Genomic DNA, 17,274 nt, shown 5'->3' with positions numbered 1-17,274 from the left:
ATAAGAAAATAGATATACCTGTTCATACTTATGACTTGAATTTGATAAAATTAAAGTTATGTTTAAACCAGTATACCAAAATAATAATGGTAAATATTAAAATTCTTTTAAAGGTTTGACTTAATATAATTAGTCATTTTTTGATATAGATGATATCTGGTATTGCCTCCATATATACTATGATCCTTATCGGGATAAATAGCTGTATCAACTTGTTTACCATTTTGAATTAAAGCTTTAATCATTTCTGCTGAATTTTGAAAATGAACATTGTCATCAGCAGTACCATGTATTAGTAAGAATTTTCCCTGTAGATTTCCTGCAAAATTTATAGGGGAATTTTCATCGTATCCTTCAGGATTTTCTTGAGGTGTTTGTAAAAATCGTTCAGTATAAATGGTATCATAGAATCTCCAATTGGTGACCGGAGCCACAGCAATTCCTATTTTAAATAAGCCATTTGACTTGGTCATACATAGGGAAGTTAAATAACCGCCAAAACTCCATCCCCATATTCCAATCCTGTTAGCATCGACAAAAGATTGTGTTTGCAACCATTTTGCAGCTGCAATTTGATCTTCCAGCTCTAATTTGCCTAATTGCTTATATGTTAATTTTTTAAAGTTTCCTCCTCTTCCTCCTGTACCCCTGCCATCAACAGAAACAATGATATATCCTTCTTGAGCAAGCATTTGGTGCCACCAATAGTTAAATGGATCCCAAGAATTATTTATAGTTTGAGAACCCGGACCACCGTAGACATACATTAAAACAGGATATTTTTTTTCTGAATTAAAATGCTTAGGTTTTATAATGTAGGATTTTAAATTAATTCCATTATCAGTAGGAATGTCAATAAATTCCATTTTTTTAATTTCTTTTTTATTGATATAAGAAAGTAGGGTTGAATTATCTTCCAGAGTTTTTATTATATTTCCGGTATTATTTCTCAATGTAAATAAAGGTGGTGTATTTGCAGTACTGAACTTATCAATGAAAAATGAAAAGTCAGTGCTAAATGTAGCATCATGTGTACCTAATTCGTCAGTTAAGATTTTTTGTTTACCGTTTTTAATATTAACAGAGGATATTATCCTATTATTAGAGCCTTTTTCATTGGATTGAAAGTATACAATGGAATTCTTATTATCAACCCCATAAATATGTGTTACCTCCCAATTTCCTTTAGTAAGCTGCTTTGTTAATTGACCATTATAATTGTAAAGATACAAGTGATTATAATCGTTTTTTTCGGAATTTAATATAAAATTCCCATCCGGCAAAAACTCAATATATAATTTATCTGTGTCCACCCATGTGGTTGAAGATTCCAATACTAGTAATTTTGTACTAAAATTTGTGGGGTTTATTCTTATAATATTAATTTTATTTTGAAGCCGATTAGAAGTTATAGCGAATAAATCTCCGGTTGAAGAAAATCTAATTTTAATAATATAATAGTTTTCGTAATTAGACAAAGAAATTGTATTTATTTCTTTTTTATCTACATTATATATGTTTAAGGCCACATTGGAATTAGCTTCTCCTGCTTTAGGGTATTTGTAAATGAGGTGTTCAGGGTATAAATAAGTTTCATAGAGTGGAATATTGACTTCTTTTACATGAGATTCATCAAAATGTATATAGGCAATATTTTTGCCGTCAGGTGACCATTCAAAATTTCTAACATGTCCAAACTCCTCTTCATATACCCAATCTGAAATTCCATTTATAATTTTATTTTTTTTACCATCATGAGTTACTTGTGTTATTTTTAACGATGGAAATTCCTGGTAATAAATATTATTTTCGTAAACAAATGCTAATTGGGTACCATCAGGTGAAAAAATAGGCTCTTGTATAGGTCTTTTATTAAAAACTTCAAATAATGATTGGGTTTTTATATTATACAGAGTGTAAATTCCTACTTTTGAATGACGGTATAGCGAAGAAAATTCTCTTTCTAAAAGTAAACAATCTTCATTATTATTAAATTGATAATCAGAGTAGTTTCCCGAAATGATAGTACAGATTTTATCAAAATTTTCGTAAGAATATTTTTCAATCCCATTTTTGGTTAGAATAGTATATTCTTTGCCATTTTTTAATGAATTTATTCCTGAAATGGTTTTAGGATAAAACTTGCCACTCCATATTTCTTCTAATGTTATTTTCTGTGCATAAGAATATAGTATTGATAAATATAAAATTATAGATAATAATATATTTTTATTAAATATCATACAAGGTTATTTTAATGAATTAATATTTTTTAAATTATATAAATTTATTCCAACATATTTTAAAAGTTTAAGTGTCACTTATAAATAATCTCGGTATAATTCGAAACTTTATATAATAAAATTTAGTAGCTAAAATAAATATAAAATCAAAATATATGCACGCGAATTATTTATATAATTTCGGATCAAGAGCTTTAGGAGACCAATTATTTAAAAAATTTTCAACTTTTTTAATATCATATCCTGAATTATTTTCCTCTAAAAAATCGGATTGTTGCGTATGAATTCTCTCTCCGTTTTCATTTAAAATCACAAATACCGGAAACCCGAAACGTTGAGGAAAACCTAAACTAGCTAAAATAGATTCATTTTTATTTTCTTTTGAGTAATTTAAATGGTATACAATAAAATTATTCATTAAAATATTTTTAATAACATCACTTTTTTGTGTTAAATTTTCGAAACGAATGCACCAAATACACCAATTTCCACCTATTTGAAGCAAAATAAATTTATTTTCTTTTTTAGCTTTACTAATGCAAGAATCAATTTTTTGATGAGCATTATCATTAGGGTTATATAATTTTTTATCTTGTGAATAAACAATAGAGACAATAAATATTACTAATGCCAAAAGTTTAATTTTCATTTTATTAATGCGTTTCAGATAATTCTTCTTTTAATTGGAGCTGCTGATCTTTGGTTAATTTGCTTTTCAGATTATCAATTACTCTATCATATATATGTTGTAAAGCATTTGCATCAGCATAATAATATACATAACTGTTTTGAAAAATTTCTTTAGTGGTATGATGAGCCTTAAATATTGTAACATAAGTGTCAAATGCGGTTTCTTTATCTAAGGGGAAATTAGTTGGAGTTTGTTTATATAAATATATGTCGCTTAAAATAGCTATCATATCCGTTTTAAGCAAAAGATGATCAGGTTTTTCAAGCGGATGATGACAAGAAAAAAGCGATAAAGACAGGCAAATGAATAGATATATAAAAAGTTTCATAATCTTCCTAATAAAGACATAAATTTCATTTTAATTACACCGAAAACAGCTTCACTTATGATGGCGCCACTCATCTTTGATTGCCCTTTAGTTCGGTCTGTAAATATAATAGGAATTTCAACAATTTTAAATTTTTTACAATAAGCGCGGAATTTCATTTCTATTTGAAAACCATATCCCACTAATTCCACCTTGTCTAAAGGTAATTCCTCAAGTACTTTTCTTGTGAAACAAACGAAACCTGCGGTTGAATCATTAATGGGTAAACCGGTAATTAAAAGTACATATTTAGAGGCAAAAAAGGAAAGCAAGACCCGGTTCATAGGCCAATTAACTACATTAACCCCTTGACAATAACGAGATCCGACAGCCAAATCTGCACCATTTTTACAAGCCTGATAAAGTTTAACCAAATCCTTAGGATTATGCGAAAAGTCTGCGTCCATTTCAAAGATATAATCATACCCTTTATGTAATGCCCATTTGAAACCATGTATATAGGCCCTTCCTAATCCATTTTTAGCACTTCTTTCTTCTAAAAAAAGACGATTGGAATATTTGGGGATGAGTTCTTTCACCAACGAACCTGTACCATCAGGAGAGGAATCATCCACAATCAATATATCAAAATCCTCCTCCAGGCTAAATACACAAGAAATGATATCTTTAATATTTTCAATTTCATTGTATGTAGGCATTATGACTAGTTTTTTATCGGGCACAGCATACTGATTTTAATAAAGTAAATTTATGTTTATAGTAACAAAGATAATCCAAAATTATAAGTTAGCTGGATAAAAAATAAGAAAACATAAGTTCGCTATCAGTTTCTTTTTCAGCTTCTTCAAATAGCGTGATTAAATTGTTAAATTTTTCAAGTTTATCTAAATTTAGATTTTGAAAATTAATTTTTACAGGTAATTCAATTATACCCGTAAGTGTATCCCAAAGTCCGTCTAAATTATTTACCATATCCGGGTGCAGCCCAAACTTTTTTTGAAAAACTTGGTAAAATTTAGTTAAAGAAGAAATGGAGTTAAAGTCAAAAGATACGGTTTTCATCTTTGTTGAAACGTCTTATAATGGTCATAAGTTACAAAAATTAGTCCATCATTGGAAAATATAACTCGATCCAGTCCTCTCATTCCGCATTTATAATTTAAATCTGCTTCTATCCATTTTCTTCCCTTTTTGGAAGGAATTTTATTTTCTATATTTTTAAATATATCGCCACCAATTATTTTACCTGGAAGTATTCGACAAAGATTACCTTTTTCAGGTCTCCAACCTGCTTTACGAGCCTCCATTTTTTTAATATAATAATTGGGTAAGGAATGTTTTTTTTTTATATAATTGATAACAATATCTTCTGAACTTAGTTGTTCTATATTAAATTGTTCAAGATTTAATTTTTTGTTTGAAAGGTTATAACTAAGGATTAAGGAAATTATCAATAAAACACCGAAGAAAAGACTATAAAAAAGGGATTGTTTTTTAATTTTCATGCTAATAATTCAAATATAACTAATAAAATTATCTAAATAATAAATAAGTTTTTTTACTTTTGCCAAATTTCTTTTATATCATGTATATAGAAAGTAATAAAAATCCAAAAATAAAGAATTTAGTAAAATTATTAGAAAAAAGTAAAGAAAGGAAAAATCAAAGGAAATTCGTTGTTGAAGGTAAAAAGGAAAATCTTTTTGCCTTAAAAAATGGTTTTGTTCCTCTTGAATTTTACGTACAATCTCATATTTTTCAGAACTCTATCACACTTCCTTCTTCCGTTATTAAATATGAAGTTTCTCAGTCTGTATATGATAAGATAGCATACAGGAAAATGTCAGAGGGAATTCTTGGGGTTTATGAGTATAAGACCCATGAATTAAACCAAGTTAAATTACCGGATAATCCGTTTATTCTGATAATTGAATCATTGGAAAAACCGGGTAACCTTGGGGCAATATGCAGGTCTGCAGATGCGTTTGGTGTAGATATGGTTGTGGTATGTGAAGAAAAAGCCGATATATATAACCCGAATGTATTACGGTCATCAGTAGGAAGTTTTTTTAATATTCCTATTATATCAACAAAAAATACAAATATATATGATTTTCTTATAAAAAAAGAGATACCGATTTATGCTACTTATATGAGTCAATCTTCAATTATTATACAAAATGTTGATTTTAGACAATCAGCTTCAGTTATATTCGGTACTGAACATTCCGGAATTTCTGAATATTGGAAAGACAAAATAGAACAGAATATATTAATTCCTATGAAAGGACAAATTGATTCCTTAAATGTAAGTAATGCCGTTGCAATTGTTTGTTATGAAATGCAAAGACAAAAAAACATGTAAAATAAGCACTTATGGTAATAATATTAGAAAACATTATGTGTATAATGTCATAAAAATATATTATTCTTGTTCTTTATTAATTAGAACTTATATCTTTGTATGAAATTATTTCGAAAAATAGAACATTATTACTTTATTATTTGTTTGAAAAAAACAAGAATATTGTAATTAGTTGGATAAATAACACTAAAAAGCTTAATAAAGTAAGACTAAAATTTGTACAACTATGTTTGAAATTTTTAAAGACAAATCAGGTGCTTTTCGATTTAGACTGAAAGCGAAAAACGGGCAGATTATCCTGGCAAGTGAAGGGTATACCCAGAAAACAAATTGTCAAAAAGGAGTTAGTTCTGTAAAAAGAAATTCTAAAAACGAAGATCGTTTTGAATTGAAACAGTCCACTAACAAAAAGTGGTTCTTTAACCTAAAGGCCGGTAACGGGCAAATAGTAGGGACCAGTGAACTTTATGACAATGAAACTAATGCTAAAAATGGTGTAAAATCAGTAATGAACAATGCCCCAACAGCAGAAACGGTTGATTTATCTAAATAGATGAATTGACCGGAACCTAAAAAAATTAGGTTTGAATATTTATTAAAAAATAAAAGCTGTGAATTTTCACAGCTTTTATTTTTTATAATCAAAAACAATTTATTTTTTACGATAAAGTGTTTTTAATTCTTTTCAAAGCCTCGATAAGATCTTCCTCAGAAGCAGCATAGGACAATCTTATGCAATTACTATTACCGAAACATACTCCGCCCACCGTTGCAACATGTGCTTTTTCTAATAATAATAAGGCAAAATCATCTGAATTTGTAATTTTATGTCCTTGAATAGTTTTTCCAAAATAAAATGAAACATCAGGAAAAAAATAAAAAGCACCAGCTGGTTTATTTACTTTAATCCCAGGAATTTCAAGTAATAAATTGTATACAAGCTCTCGTCTCTTTTTGAAACCGTCAATCATATAATTGATAACCGAAGGATTTGCTTCTATAGCTGTTATTGATGCCATTTGAGCAATACAATTAGCTCCTGATGTCATTTGTCCTTGAATTTTATCACAAGCATTAGAAAGCCATTTGGGAGCTCCTAAATATCCAATTCTCCAACCTGTCATAGCATATGATTTTGATACCCCATTAATTGTTACAGTCTGCTCAAAAACTTCCGGAAATTGAGCTATACTTTCATGTTTTCCTTCATAATTAATATATTCATATATTTCATCGGAAATAATAATTATATTTGGATACTTTTCTAAAACTTTAGCTAAGGCATATAACTCATCTTTAGTGTAAACAGTTCCTGAAGGATTACATGGAGAGCTAAATAAAAATGCCTTGGTCTTAGGGGTAATCGCATTTTCAAGCTGTTCAGGGGTAATTTTAAAGTCTGTGTCAATGGTAGTTTTTACAACAATATTTTCCCCGCCGGCAAGTTTAACCATTTCATAGTAGCTTACCCAATAAGGTGCCGGAACGATTACCTCATCACCATCATTAATAATAGAAAGCAATACGTTAATGATAGACTGTTTTCCACCGGTTGAAACGACAATTTGATCGGGTTGATATTCTAAATTATTATCTCTTTTAAATTTATTTGCTATAGCTTTTCTTAATTCCGGATATCCGGGAACAGGAGTATAGGATTTTACTCCATCTTTAATCGCTTTGATAGCAGATTCCCTGACAAATTCCGGAATTTCAAAATCAGGTTCTCCCAAAGTTAGGCTAATAACATTGATTCCTTGAGCTTTTAATTCTCGAGCTTTATTAGACATTACAAAAGTTTGAGAATAGCTAAGACGATTAAGGCGATCAGATAATAAATTCATTGTGGACTAATAATTTTGTTTTGTTTTCAAGAATCAAAAATACAGCATTTTTTTAGATTAAAATAGTTTTATAAGATAAAAATGTTTGCATTATCCAGTTCAAAATCAGTATATAGAAACTCTTTTTATAAAATACATTTTTTGTGTATTTTTGTAACCTTATTTTATATTCTGCAGATTGAGAAGGAAAAAAAATATACAAATATCCAATTTGGAGCTTATTACTGCCGGTGCTAAGGGAGTTGCAATAGGTAAAACAGAAGAAGGAAAAACAGTATTAGTGGGTTATGCTGTACCGGGTGATGTGGTTAATGTACAGGTGATTAAGTCTAAAAAGAAGTATTATGAAGCTAAAGTTGTAGGTTTTATAAAATATTCCCCTGATAGAGAGGTTCCCGAATGCATTCATTTTGGGATATGTGGAGGGTGTAAATGGCAAAATCTTTCTTATGAGAAACAATTGGAGTATAAAGAGAAAGAGGTTTACAATAATGTAAAAAGAATTGGTAAAATTGAAAATTTTCAACAATTAAGCATTGTTCCTTCTTCGGATAAGTATTATTATAGAAATAAAATGGAATTTTCATTTTCTAATGCTCGATGGTTAACTTCAGAAGAAATACAATCCGAAACCAATATCATCGATAAAAAAGCCTTAGGCTTTCATATACCTCAGCAATGGAATAAAGTGTTAGATATTAAAGAATGTTTTTTACAACAAGAACCTTCGAATAAAATCAGAAATTCTATTAAAGAGTTTGCTATAAAACATAAGTTGGAATTTTACGATTTTAAAGAAAAAAACGGATTTCTTAGAACTTTAATGATACGTTCTAATTCTAAAAACGATTTAATGGTTTTGCTTCAGTTTTTTAGAGAGGAAGAAGAAAATATTAAAAAATTATTGAATTATATACGCGAACAATTTTCAGAAGTAAAAACAATTCTTTATGTTATTAACTCTAAAGGAAATGATAGCTTGCACGACTTAGACGTTAAAACATTTCATGGTAATGGTTTTTTAATGGAAGAAATTGGAGACTTAAAATTTAAGATTGGTCCCAAATCATTCTTTCAGACTAATTATAAACAAGCAGTAAAGTTATATGAGATAGCAAGGGATTTTGCCGGATTGAATGGCGATGAAGTAGTTTATGATCTTTATACAGGAACAGGTACCATAGCGCAATTTATTTCAGCTAATGCAAAAAAGGTGATTGGAGTAGAAGCTGTTCCTGAGGCAATAAAAGCAGCTAAAGAAAATGCTGAATATAATAATATTAAAAATTGTAGTTTCTATTGTGGAGATATGAAAGATATATTCACAGAAGAATTTATTTATGAAAACGGTCATCCGGATATAATTATTACTGATCCGCCCAGAGAAGGTATGCATAAAAACGTAGTGGAAACTATTTTACGAATAGCTCCCGGAAAAATAGTATATGTAAGTTGTAATTCAGCTACTCAGGCAAGAGATTTGGAATTAATGAAAGAAAAATATGAAATAAAAAAAGTTCAAGCTGTAGATATGTTTCCGCAGACTTATCATGTAGAAAGTGTTGCGCTTCTTAAACTTAAATAAAAAAATGTTTCAAAAAAAAATAAATATATTATTTACCCTATTCTTTTTATGTATACTCATTTTTTCATGTGTAGATGATGATGTGTGTGATAAAGTTACCACACCGAGGTTAACCATTGAATTGGATAGTTTAGGTAGTAAATATAAGAAAAACCGATTATATGTAGACCGGAAAAATCCGGATGGTACTATTCAATCAGAAGGCGTTTTTCAAAAGAAAGACAGTATTCAATTACCGTTAAATTCTTTATCTGACGAAACTATTTTTTATTTATACGATACATTACATACACCAGATTCATGTAAAAATATTATTACTATAAAATACTTAACGGAACAACACTTTGTTTCAAAGGCATGTGGGTTCAAGGTTATATTTAATAATGTAACATATGAAGCAACTGCACTTACAAATATAAAAACCATAACGGGTAAATCCAACCATATTTATAATGAATCCTCAACGAATTTACATATTGCTTATTAGCGTACTTCTGGGGATACATATTCATTCCCAAACTAAAAGCAAAAATTCTTCATCAATTAGTAAACCTGAACATCAACTGTTCATAGGGATAGATTTATTAAATCCTGTTGCCGGTTGTTTTGCAGATAAAAAAAATTATAGTAGTTTTATTGCTTATAAAATTAAAAACAGGTGGACGGCTGTTGCTGAACTGGGTTATGAAAAAAATATTTATAATAAAAATAATTGGAATATTAATGCAAAAGGAACTTATGGAGAAATAGGAATAAATTACATATTGACAAACAACTATGAAAAATCAGCAGAAGGGTTTTATATAGGAGCAAGATTGGGTTATTCACCTTTCAAACAAAAGGTAAAAAAATATCCCCTTAGGGGAATGAATTCCAAAGGGCAAATACAAATAATAGGAGAAGGTTCTTTACCGGAAGCGAATGTGAGTTCAGGTTGGTTGGAAGCAGTAACAGGAGCAAAAGTTCAAATAGGAAACTCACCATTTTATATTGATTTTATGGTTCGTCCGAAATTTCTTATATATTCAAACAAACAGAAAAATATTGATAATTTAGTCATTCCAGGATATGGAAAAGATAGGGGGATCGCAAATATTTCCCTTTTCTGGGGGGTGAGCTATAAATTATTTTAATCAAAAAGAAAACCTATTGTAAAAACAATGGAAAAAATAAGTAAAATTTAAATTATATTTTTGCAAAATATTTAAATATATGAATATTACAATTGTTGGTACAGGGTATGTAGGATTGGTATCCGGAACATGCCTTGCTGATTTGGGCCATAGTGTACATTGTGTTGATATAAATGAAGAAAAAGTTACCCTGATGAAAAATGGGCAGGTGCCCATTTATGAGCCACAATTAGAAGAAGTATTTCTAAGAAATATAAAAGGAGGACGTTTGTTTTTCACTACCGATTTGAGTGAAGCAATGCGTGTTTCCAATGTGATTTTTTTAGCATTGCCCACTCCACCGGGCGAGGATGGCTCAGCTGATTTATCTTATGTTTTAGAGGTTGCCGGTCAAATAGGAGATCTTATGACTGAATATACATTAATTGTAAATAAAAGTACAGTTCCTGTAGGTACTTCAGAAAAAGTCTATAACCTAATAAAATCAAAAACACAAATTCCCTTCGATGTTGTTTCAAACCCGGAATTTTTGCGGGAGGGGTACGCTGTGGAAGATTTTATGAATCCTGAAAGAGTTATTGTAGGAGCCAGCTCACAGAAAGCTTTTGAAATAATGGATAAAATTTATTTGTCTTTAACCAATGCCGGTGCTAAAATGATCAAGATGGATGAAAAATCTTCTGAATTAACAAAATATGCTTCCAATTCCTTTTTGGCAACCAAAATTACTTTTATGAATGAAATAGCTAATTATTGTGAAAAAGTAGGAGCAGACGTTGATAAAGTTAGATTGGGGATGGGTTCAGATCAAAGAATTGGGAATAGATTTTTATTTCCGGGAGTAGGTTATGGGGGAAGTTGTTTCCCCAAGGATGTAAAGGCATTAATTAAAAGTGGTAAAGAAGTTGGCTACACATTCGAAATTTTAGAATCAGTAGAAGAGGTAAATCAGAGACAAAAAACAATTTTAGTGCCTGAAGTCGAAAAATATTTGGGCAATTTAAAAAATAAACAAATAGCAATTTGGGGGTTGGCTTTTAAAGAAAATACAGATGATATACGTGAAGCATCCTCGCTGGAAATAATTGAAATGCTGCTTAATAAAGGTGCAAAAATAAGAGCATACGATTCTATTGCCGTTAAAAATGTAAAAAAAATATTGGGTAATAAGATAGAATATGCTATTAATATGTACGAATGTATAGAAGGGGCAGATGCATTAATTATTGTAACGGAATGGGGTGAATTTAGGAATCCGCATTTTGATATATTAGAAAAAAAGATGAATAATAAAGCTATTTTTGATGGTAGAAACCTTTATAATTTAGATGAATTACAAATTCATGGCTTTTATTATAAAAGTATTGGTAGAAAATTAATAAATGGATAGATAATTTTTAAATAAATGAAAAAAATAATAATTACAGGTGGTGCCGGATTTATTGGATCTCATGTAGTCAGAAGATTTGTAAATCAGTATCCGGAATATAAAATTTTAAATCTTGATTCATTAACCTATGCCGGTAATTTAGAAAATTTAAAAGATATAGAAAATAAGCCTAATTACCAATTTTTAAAAGCCGATATCACTAATGAAGAACAAATAAAAGAAATATTTTCAGAATTTCAACCGGATGGAGTAATACACTTAGCCGCTGAATCTCATGTTGACAGATCCATAACCACCCCTCTGGAATTTGTAAAGTCCAATGTAATCGGAACTGTTATTCTTTTGGATGCTGCTAAAAAAGTTTGGAATAATAATTATGAAGGAAAAAGATTTCATCATGTATCAACCGATGAAGTTTATGGTGCTTTAGGTGAAACCGGTTTTTTTACTGAGGAAACTAAATACAATCCTCATTCTCCTTATTCAGCTTCGAAAGCATCTTCAGATCACTTCGTAAGAGCCTATACAGATACCTATAACTTACCTGTGGTAATTACCAATTGTTCTAACAATTATGGACCTAATCATTTTCCGGAAAAATTCATTCCATTACTGATTCATAATATAATCAATAATAATCCCTTACCTATTTATGGTGATGGTAATTATACCAGAGATTGGTTATATGTAATTGACCATGCCGTAGCTATTGATTTAGTATTTCACAAAGGGAAAAACAAAGAAAATTATAATATAGGAGGATTTAACGAATGGAAAAACATTGATTTAGTTCATTTATTATGCAAATTGATGGATAAGAAATTAGGTAGAAAAGAAGGAGAAAGCGCTAAATTAATAACATTTGTTAAAGACCGCCCTGGACACGACTTACGTTATGCTATTGATGCAACCAAAATAAACAAAGAGCTTGGCTGGAAACCATCCGTAAATTTTGAGGAAGGATTAACCAAGACTATTGATTGGTATATGAATAATAAGGATTGGTTAAATCATGTAACTAGCGGATCTTACAGAAAATACTACGATGAACAATATGATCTAACTTAATGAGAGTTATGACTAAAAGTAAAATAAGTGCATTTATATTTTCATTATTAATTGTAGTATCTTCTTGTACACAAACTAAGGAAAATAAGACCAAAATTACGCATAACTATCAAAAAGAAGGATTATCAATTAATTTACCTTTTAATTGGAAAGTGAAAAACGATTATTTCAAAGAAGGCAACAGATATATAGAATTAGATAAATACACTAATTATAAAGTAGAAAGTACTATGGCTATTAGTATTTTTAATCAAAAGTTATCTGCAGACTCAATATTAAATGATCAGATCAATCAACTTCAATTTTTTTATCAGAAAGTAAACTTTAAAATTATAAGCAAAAATAACCCTACCCATTTGGGAAAATTTGATTGTATTACCACGTATTATGAAGCCGATGATACCAAGGACAAAGTATACGGAGAAGTAGGGGTTATGCATTATAAAGATAAAACCATTACATTACAAATAGTAGAAAATAAAAATAATACCGATAGGTCAGATTACAATTTTATGTTTAATACATTTATAATAAAATAATTATATGAAAGGAATTATATTAGCTGGAGGATCAGGGACCCGATTGTACCCTCTTACTATAGCAGTAAGTAAACAACTTATGCCCGTGTATGATAAGCCAATGATCTATTATCCATTATCGGTTTTAATGGATGCAGAAATTAAAGATATTTTAATTATTACCACTCCTCATGATCAACAAGCATTCAAAAAGCTATTAGGGGATGGATCGGATTTCGGATGTAAGCTAACTTACGAAATTCAACATACACCTAACGGTTTAGCTCAAGCCTTTGTGATAGGTGAAAAATTTATAGGAGATGATTCAGTAGCATTAATATTAGGTGATAATATTTTTTATGGAGCAGGTTTAAGTCAATTATTAAGATCTAAGACTAACCCAAAAGGTGCAATAGTTTTTGCCTATCATGTAAACGATCCGGAAAGATATGGGGTAGTTGAATTTAATGAAGATATGAAAGCTATTTCAATTGAAGAAAAGCCATTAAGTCCCAAATCTAATTATGCAGTACCGGGATTATATTTCTACGATAATAAAGTAGTAGAGATAGCTAAAAAATTGAAGCCATCAGCCAGAGGAGAGTATGAAATTACAGATGTAAATAAAGTTTATTTAGAAAATGGAGAGTTGGAAGTAGGAGTAATGGACAGAGGAACAGCTTGGTTGGATACCGGAACTTTTGATTCTCTTCACGATGCCACAGAATACATTCGTGTTATCGAAAAGAGACAAGGCATAAAAATTGGATGTATTGAAGAGACAGCTTATAAGAGAGGATTTATAACTATTGAAAAATTATACGAGATTGCAAATAAATATGGAAAAAGCGGATATGGAGAATATCTTAAAAATATTACCTATTATAAACGTTAGTATTAATAAGTAAATGGAAGAAACTCAAAAATGGACAGAACAGATAAGTGCAAAACATTCACTATTAGATTTTAAACTTAAAGAAGTTTGGGAGTATAAGGACCTGTTAGTCCTTATGGTAAGAAGGAATTTTGTTGCCAATTATAAACAAACCATCTTAGGTCCCCTTTGGTTTTTTATAAACCCAATTATAACCTCTTTGATGTTTACTGTTGTTTTTGGGGGTATAGCAGGTATAAAGACAGGTGGATTGCCGGGAATTTTATTTTATTTATCAGGGCTAACTCTTTGGAACTATTTTCAAGATTGTTTGACAGGTACCTCTTCTGTGTTCAGAGATAATGCAAATATATTTGGAAAAGTTTATTTTCCCCGTTTAATTATGCCTTTATCCATAGTTATTGGCAATTTACTTAAATTTGGTATACAATTTTTTTTATTTTTAATCTTTTTGTTATATTATTTATTTAAAGGTGAACCTATACAAGTTAATATACATATAATATTATTGCTTCCATTTTTACTGGTACTTATGGCAGGTATAGGATTAGGACTTGGTATGATTATTAGCTCTATGACAACCAAATATAGAGATCTATCCTATTTATTATCATTCGGTGTATCATTGCTTATGTACGCTACCCCAATCATTTACCCTATATCTATGATTTATAACAAGCTTCCAGAAAAATTTCATTGGGTAGCTATGGTTAATCCTATTTCACCCATAATTGAAGTTTTTAAATACGGTTTTTTAGGAACAGGAGTTTTAAGTTGGGGAGGATTGTTATACAGTACAATATTTGCCTTATTCAGCATAATTTTTGGCATTATAATTTTTAATAAGGTAGAAAGAAGCTTTATGGATACTGTGTAATAGATATTAAAATCATTACAATTATCCAGAAATTTCATAAAAATATTCGTTTTTTAAATATGAATTTAGCAATAAAAATAGAAAATTTATCAAAATTATATAGGCTAGGACAAGTAGGTACCGGAACTTTACAGCAAGATTTTAAAAGATGGTGGTGGAAAACAAGGGGAAAGGGCGATCCTTTTGCTAAAATAGGAGAAACGAATGACAGAACCACTAAGGGAACTTCAGATTATGTGTGGGCATTGAAAGAGGTAAGTTTTGATGTAAACCAAGGAGAAGTCTTGGGTATTATCGGAAGAAACGGAGCAGGAAAATCAACATTATTAAAAATATTATCTAAAACCACTTCTCCTACTTCTGGAAGTATCAAAATAAACGGAAGGATAGCTTCTTTATTGGAAGTTGGTACAGGATTTCATCCGGAATTAACAGGAAGGGAAAATATTTTTTTAAATGGAGCAATTTTAGGAATGACTAAAAGAGAAATACGTTCCAAATTTGATGAAATAGTGAATTTTTCGGGTGTTGAAAGATATGTAGATACGCCGGTAAAAAGATATTCTTCCGGAATGTATGTACGTTTGGCATTTGCAGTTGCTGCTCACCTAGAGCCAGAAATTTTGGTGGTAGACGAAGTATTAGCAGTAGGAGATGCCGAGTTTCAGAAGAAATGTTTAGGTAAAATGAAAGATGTAAGTATTAATGATGGAAGAACGGTTTTATTTGTGAGTCATAACATGGCGGCAATTAAAACGCTATGCAATCAAGGAGTAGTGATGCAACACGGAAGTATATCTTATATTGGCGGAGCATTAGATTCAGTTGAATACTATCAAAAATTAAATAATATTCCCTCATGTTTTGAGCATGACGGAAATATGAATTCCGCACCAGGTAATGAAAATATAAAAATACTTAAATTCAATACGAAACCGATAAATGGAAATTATTTGACCATTTCATCTGGGGTAGAGTTTGAATTAGTATTTTATAATAATAAAGCAGGAATAAACTTAGATGCAACATTTGAATTAAGAAATTCAGATGAAATAGTCATTTTTCATACAGGTGAATTAATAACTGTAAATAAAGATTCCAAAAAAGGAATATATATTGTAAAAGGTCAAATAGAATCCAATTTATTAAATGCCGGAGTTTATAAATTTAATTTGATTTTTGGAGAAGATCAGAGATATCCACTATATATACAAAACGAAGTAATTCAATTTGAAATATTAAATGAATCTTTAGGATCTAATAATAATTTGCTTCCTGGATTGATTCGTCCGGATCTTAATTTTTCAAATAAGTTTTATGGGTAATAATGAATAAACTGAATATTAAATAATGAATAAACCACATATTATAGAATTATCAAAAATAGGATCTTCAGTTTTAGGATATATAACTGTTGCTGAAGAAAATTTAAATATTCCTTTTAATATTAAAAGGGTTTATTGGACTTATTTTACCCCACAGGATGTTCAGAGAGGAGGACATGCTCACAAAGGACTTGAGCAATTGATATTTGCTGTATCCGGAAACATTGAATTTACTACTGAAGATATATATGGTAATACAGAAACATTCATCTTAGATTCTCCTGAAAAAGGTTTATATATTCCCAGCAAAATTTGGAGAGATATAAAATTTTCACATAACGCAGTCTTATTATGTCTGGCTTCAGATTTTTATAAGGAACAAGATTACATAAGAAATTATGACGAATTTAAAAAATTGATGAAATGATTACATCAGGGATTATAATGAATTTAAAAAATGGAAATATGTAATTTCGGAATAGTTCTAAGGCTTGTAGATATTCAAGACGCAGAATTCATACTTAAATTGAGAAATAATAAGGTTAAATCTAAATATATTAATTCTACCCCCAATGATTTATCATTACAAGTAGAATGGTTAAATAAATATAAAGAAAGAGAAAAACTAAAACAAGAGTACTATTTTATAGCACTTGATGAAGATAAAGAAAGATTCGCCACCTATAGAATTTATAATATAAATTCTGAATCAGTAGAAATAGGGAGTTGGATTTCAGCACCAGAGTTGAAAAAACCTATAAATTCTATTAAAGTCGATTTCCTTGTCAAAAAATTTGTATTTGAAATACTTGGGTATACGAAATTAAAGTTCGAAGTAAGAAGAGAAAATAGATCAGTAATTAATTATCATAAAAAATACAATCCTAAAATTATTAAAGAAGATGAATTAAATATATACTTTGTACTGACAAGGATAAATTTTCAGCAAAATAAAGATAAGTTCGAAAGATTATTTTAAATATTTAGGATTAATTAAAAGGAGTAACTGTTA

20 protein-coding genes are annotated in these 17,274 nt (G+C 29.6%); 13 read left to right on the top strand and 7 right to left on the bottom strand.

The genetic code is table 11. The features are described from left to right. Positions 1–107 precede the first annotated feature (107 nt). The 6 genes from ASC36_RS05585 to ASC36_RS05560 all read right to left on the bottom strand — a co-directional run bounded on the left by ASC36_RS05585 (position 108) and on the right by ASC36_RS05560 (position 4,767). On the bottom strand, positions 108–2,243 hold the full coding sequence (locus ASC36_RS05585) for a S9 family peptidase (RefSeq protein ID WP_073961221.1): 2,136 nt from the start codon (positions 2,241–2,243) through the stop codon (positions 108–110). 166 nt (positions 2,244–2,409) lie between these two features. Further along, on the bottom strand, positions 2,410–2,892 hold the full coding sequence (locus tag ASC36_RS05580) for a thioredoxin family protein (RefSeq protein ID WP_055425508.1): 483 nt from the start codon (positions 2,890–2,892) through the stop codon (positions 2,410–2,412). A 4-nt stretch (positions 2,893–2,896) separates the two neighbouring features. Then, the gene (locus ASC36_RS05575) at positions 2,897–3,262 is read right to left on the bottom strand and encodes a DUF4296 domain-containing protein (RefSeq protein WP_055425507.1); all 366 of its coding nucleotides are present in this window, start codon (positions 3,260–3,262) and stop codon (positions 2,897–2,899) included. Then, positions 3,259–3,960 (bottom strand): polyprenol monophosphomannose synthase, encoded by a 702-nt coding sequence (locus ASC36_RS05570; protein WP_055425595.1) that lies wholly within the window; start codon positions 3,958–3,960, stop codon positions 3,259–3,261. Before ASC36_RS05570 ends, ASC36_RS05575 begins: the two co-directional genes overlap by 4 nt. Before the next feature lie 88 nt (positions 3,961–4,048). Beyond that, on the bottom strand, positions 4,049–4,324 hold the full coding sequence (locus ASC36_RS05565) for a barstar family protein (protein ID WP_055425506.1): 276 nt from the start codon (positions 4,322–4,324) through the stop codon (positions 4,049–4,051). Beyond that, complete coding sequence (locus ASC36_RS05560; protein ID WP_055425505.1) at positions 4,321–4,767, bottom strand: ribonuclease domain-containing protein; 447 nt, start codon at positions 4,765–4,767, stop codon at positions 4,321–4,323. Before ASC36_RS05560 ends, ASC36_RS05565 begins: the two co-directional genes overlap by 4 nt. A gap of 80 nt (positions 4,768–4,847) precedes the next feature. Between ASC36_RS05560 and ASC36_RS05555 the strand changes: the two genes are divergently transcribed. Next, positions 4,848–5,627, top strand: coding sequence for a TrmH family RNA methyltransferase (locus ASC36_RS05555; RefSeq protein WP_055425504.1), 780 nt, complete (start codon positions 4,848–4,850; stop codon positions 5,625–5,627). 226 nt (positions 5,628–5,853) lie between these two features. Continuing rightward, positions 5,854–6,180, top strand: a complete 327-nt coding sequence (locus ASC36_RS05550) for a YegP family protein (RefSeq protein ID WP_055425503.1) — start codon at positions 5,854–5,856, stop codon at positions 6,178–6,180. Positions 6,181–6,286: 106 nt separating this feature from the next. Here the strand turns inward: ASC36_RS05550 and ASC36_RS05545 are convergent, their stop codons facing one another. Next, positions 6,287–7,471 (bottom strand): pyridoxal phosphate-dependent aminotransferase, encoded by a 1,185-nt coding sequence (locus ASC36_RS05545; RefSeq protein WP_055425502.1) that lies wholly within the window; start codon positions 7,469–7,471, stop codon positions 6,287–6,289. 178 nt (positions 7,472–7,649) lie between these two features. Between ASC36_RS05545 and rlmD the strand changes: the two genes are divergently transcribed. From rlmD to ASC36_RS05490, 11 genes are all read left to right on the top strand, one after another. Continuing rightward, on the top strand, positions 7,650–9,056 hold the full coding sequence (gene rlmD / locus ASC36_RS05540; RefSeq protein WP_055425501.1) for a 23S rRNA (uracil(1939)-C(5))-methyltransferase RlmD: 1,407 nt from the start codon (positions 7,650–7,652) through the stop codon (positions 9,054–9,056). A 4-nt stretch (positions 9,057–9,060) separates the two neighbouring features. After that, a complete protein-coding gene (locus tag ASC36_RS05535; RefSeq protein WP_055425500.1) occupies positions 9,061–9,543 on the top strand; it encodes a DUF6452 family protein in 483 nt (160 codons plus the stop codon). Next, a complete protein-coding gene (locus tag ASC36_RS05530) occupies positions 9,509–10,189 on the top strand; it encodes a DUF6048 family protein (RefSeq protein ID WP_055425499.1) in 681 nt (226 codons plus the stop codon). Before ASC36_RS05535 ends, ASC36_RS05530 begins: the two co-directional genes overlap by 35 nt. Positions 10,190–10,268: 79 nt before the next feature. Next, entirely contained in the window at positions 10,269–11,579 is a 1,311-nt protein-coding gene (locus tag ASC36_RS05525; protein WP_055425498.1) for a UDP-glucose dehydrogenase family protein, read from the top strand. Positions 11,580–11,594: 15 nt separating this feature from the next. Beyond that, entirely contained in the window at positions 11,595–12,647 is a 1,053-nt protein-coding gene (gene rfbB / locus ASC36_RS05520) for a dTDP-glucose 4,6-dehydratase (RefSeq protein ID WP_055425497.1), read from the top strand. A gap of 8 nt (positions 12,648–12,655) precedes the next feature. Beyond that, positions 12,656–13,186: a hypothetical protein gene (locus ASC36_RS05515; RefSeq protein WP_141656210.1), complete on the top strand. Its 531-nt coding sequence runs from the start codon at positions 12,656–12,658 to the stop codon at positions 13,184–13,186. Between the two features lie 4 nt (positions 13,187–13,190). Beyond that, positions 13,191–14,060 (top strand): glucose-1-phosphate thymidylyltransferase RfbA, encoded by an 870-nt coding sequence (gene rfbA, locus ASC36_RS05510; protein WP_055425495.1) that lies wholly within the window; start codon positions 13,191–13,193, stop codon positions 14,058–14,060. A gap of 13 nt (positions 14,061–14,073) precedes the next feature. Continuing rightward, a complete protein-coding gene (locus ASC36_RS05505; RefSeq protein ID WP_055425494.1) occupies positions 14,074–14,937 on the top strand; it encodes an ABC transporter permease in 864 nt (287 codons plus the stop codon). A gap of 59 nt (positions 14,938–14,996) precedes the next feature. Then, positions 14,997–16,262, top strand: coding sequence for an ABC transporter ATP-binding protein (locus tag ASC36_RS05500; RefSeq protein ID WP_055425493.1), 1,266 nt, complete (start codon positions 14,997–14,999; stop codon positions 16,260–16,262). Positions 16,263–16,287: 25 nt separating this feature from the next. Then, positions 16,288–16,689 (top strand): sugar 3,4-ketoisomerase, encoded by a 402-nt coding sequence (locus ASC36_RS05495; RefSeq protein ID WP_055425492.1) that lies wholly within the window; start codon positions 16,288–16,290, stop codon positions 16,687–16,689. A 30-nt stretch (positions 16,690–16,719) separates the two neighbouring features. Then, positions 16,720–17,241: a GNAT family N-acetyltransferase gene (locus ASC36_RS05490; RefSeq protein WP_055425491.1), complete on the top strand. Its 522-nt coding sequence runs from the start codon at positions 16,720–16,722 to the stop codon at positions 17,239–17,241. Positions 17,242–17,274: the final 33 nt, after the last annotated feature.

The organism is Apibacter mensalis (genome assembly GCF_001418685.1).
GTDB lineage: Bacteria > Bacteroidota > Bacteroidia > Flavobacteriales > Weeksellaceae > Apibacter > Apibacter mensalis.
Note: the sequence above shows the minus strand (reverse complement) of the source record. Positions and strands in the feature narration are given on the sequence as shown.

Excerpts from the sequence above, each read along its gene's own strand:
- ASC36_RS05585 (WP_073961221.1), bottom strand. The coding sequence starts at position 2,243 with ATGATATTTAATAAAAATATATTATTATCTATAATTTTATATTTATCA.
- ASC36_RS05580 (WP_055425508.1), bottom strand. The coding sequence starts at position 2,892 with ATGAAAATTAAACTTTTGGCATTAGTAATATTTATTGTCTCTATTGTT.
- ASC36_RS05575 (WP_055425507.1), bottom strand. The coding sequence starts at position 3,262 with ATGAAACTTTTTATATATCTATTCATTTGCCTGTCTTTATCGCTTTTT.
- ASC36_RS05570 (WP_055425595.1), bottom strand. The coding sequence starts at position 3,960 with ATGCCTACATACAATGAAATTGAAAATATTAAAGATATCATTTCTTGT.
- ASC36_RS05565 (WP_055425506.1), bottom strand. The coding sequence starts at position 4,324 with ATGAAAACCGTATCTTTTGACTTTAACTCCATTTCTTCTTTAACTAAA.
- ASC36_RS05560 (WP_055425505.1), bottom strand. The coding sequence starts at position 4,767 with ATGAAAATTAAAAAACAATCCCTTTTTTATAGTCTTTTCTTCGGTGTT.
- ASC36_RS05555 (WP_055425504.1), top strand. The coding sequence starts at position 4,848 with ATGTATATAGAAAGTAATAAAAATCCAAAAATAAAGAATTTAGTAAAA.
- ASC36_RS05550 (WP_055425503.1), top strand. The coding sequence starts at position 5,854 with ATGTTTGAAATTTTTAAAGACAAATCAGGTGCTTTTCGATTTAGACTG.
- ASC36_RS05545 (WP_055425502.1), bottom strand. The coding sequence starts at position 7,471 with ATGAATTTATTATCTGATCGCCTTAATCGTCTTAGCTATTCTCAAACT.
- ASC36_RS05535 (WP_055425500.1), top strand. The coding sequence starts at position 9,061 with ATGTTTCAAAAAAAAATAAATATATTATTTACCCTATTCTTTTTATGT.
- ASC36_RS05530 (WP_055425499.1), top strand. The coding sequence starts at position 9,509 with ATGAATCCTCAACGAATTTACATATTGCTTATTAGCGTACTTCTGGGG.
- ASC36_RS05525 (WP_055425498.1), top strand. The coding sequence starts at position 10,269 with ATGAATATTACAATTGTTGGTACAGGGTATGTAGGATTGGTATCCGGA.
- rfbB (WP_055425497.1), top strand. The coding sequence starts at position 11,595 with ATGAAAAAAATAATAATTACAGGTGGTGCCGGATTTATTGGATCTCAT.
- ASC36_RS05515 (WP_141656210.1), top strand. The coding sequence starts at position 12,656 with ATGACTAAAAGTAAAATAAGTGCATTTATATTTTCATTATTAATTGTA.
- rfbA (WP_055425495.1), top strand. The coding sequence starts at position 13,191 with ATGAAAGGAATTATATTAGCTGGAGGATCAGGGACCCGATTGTACCCT.
- ASC36_RS05505 (WP_055425494.1), top strand. The coding sequence starts at position 14,074 with ATGGAAGAAACTCAAAAATGGACAGAACAGATAAGTGCAAAACATTCA.
- ASC36_RS05500 (WP_055425493.1), top strand. The coding sequence starts at position 14,997 with ATGAATTTAGCAATAAAAATAGAAAATTTATCAAAATTATATAGGCTA.
- ASC36_RS05495 (WP_055425492.1), top strand. The coding sequence starts at position 16,288 with ATGAATAAACCACATATTATAGAATTATCAAAAATAGGATCTTCAGTT.
- ASC36_RS05490 (WP_055425491.1), top strand. The coding sequence starts at position 16,720 with ATGGAAATATGTAATTTCGGAATAGTTCTAAGGCTTGTAGATATTCAA.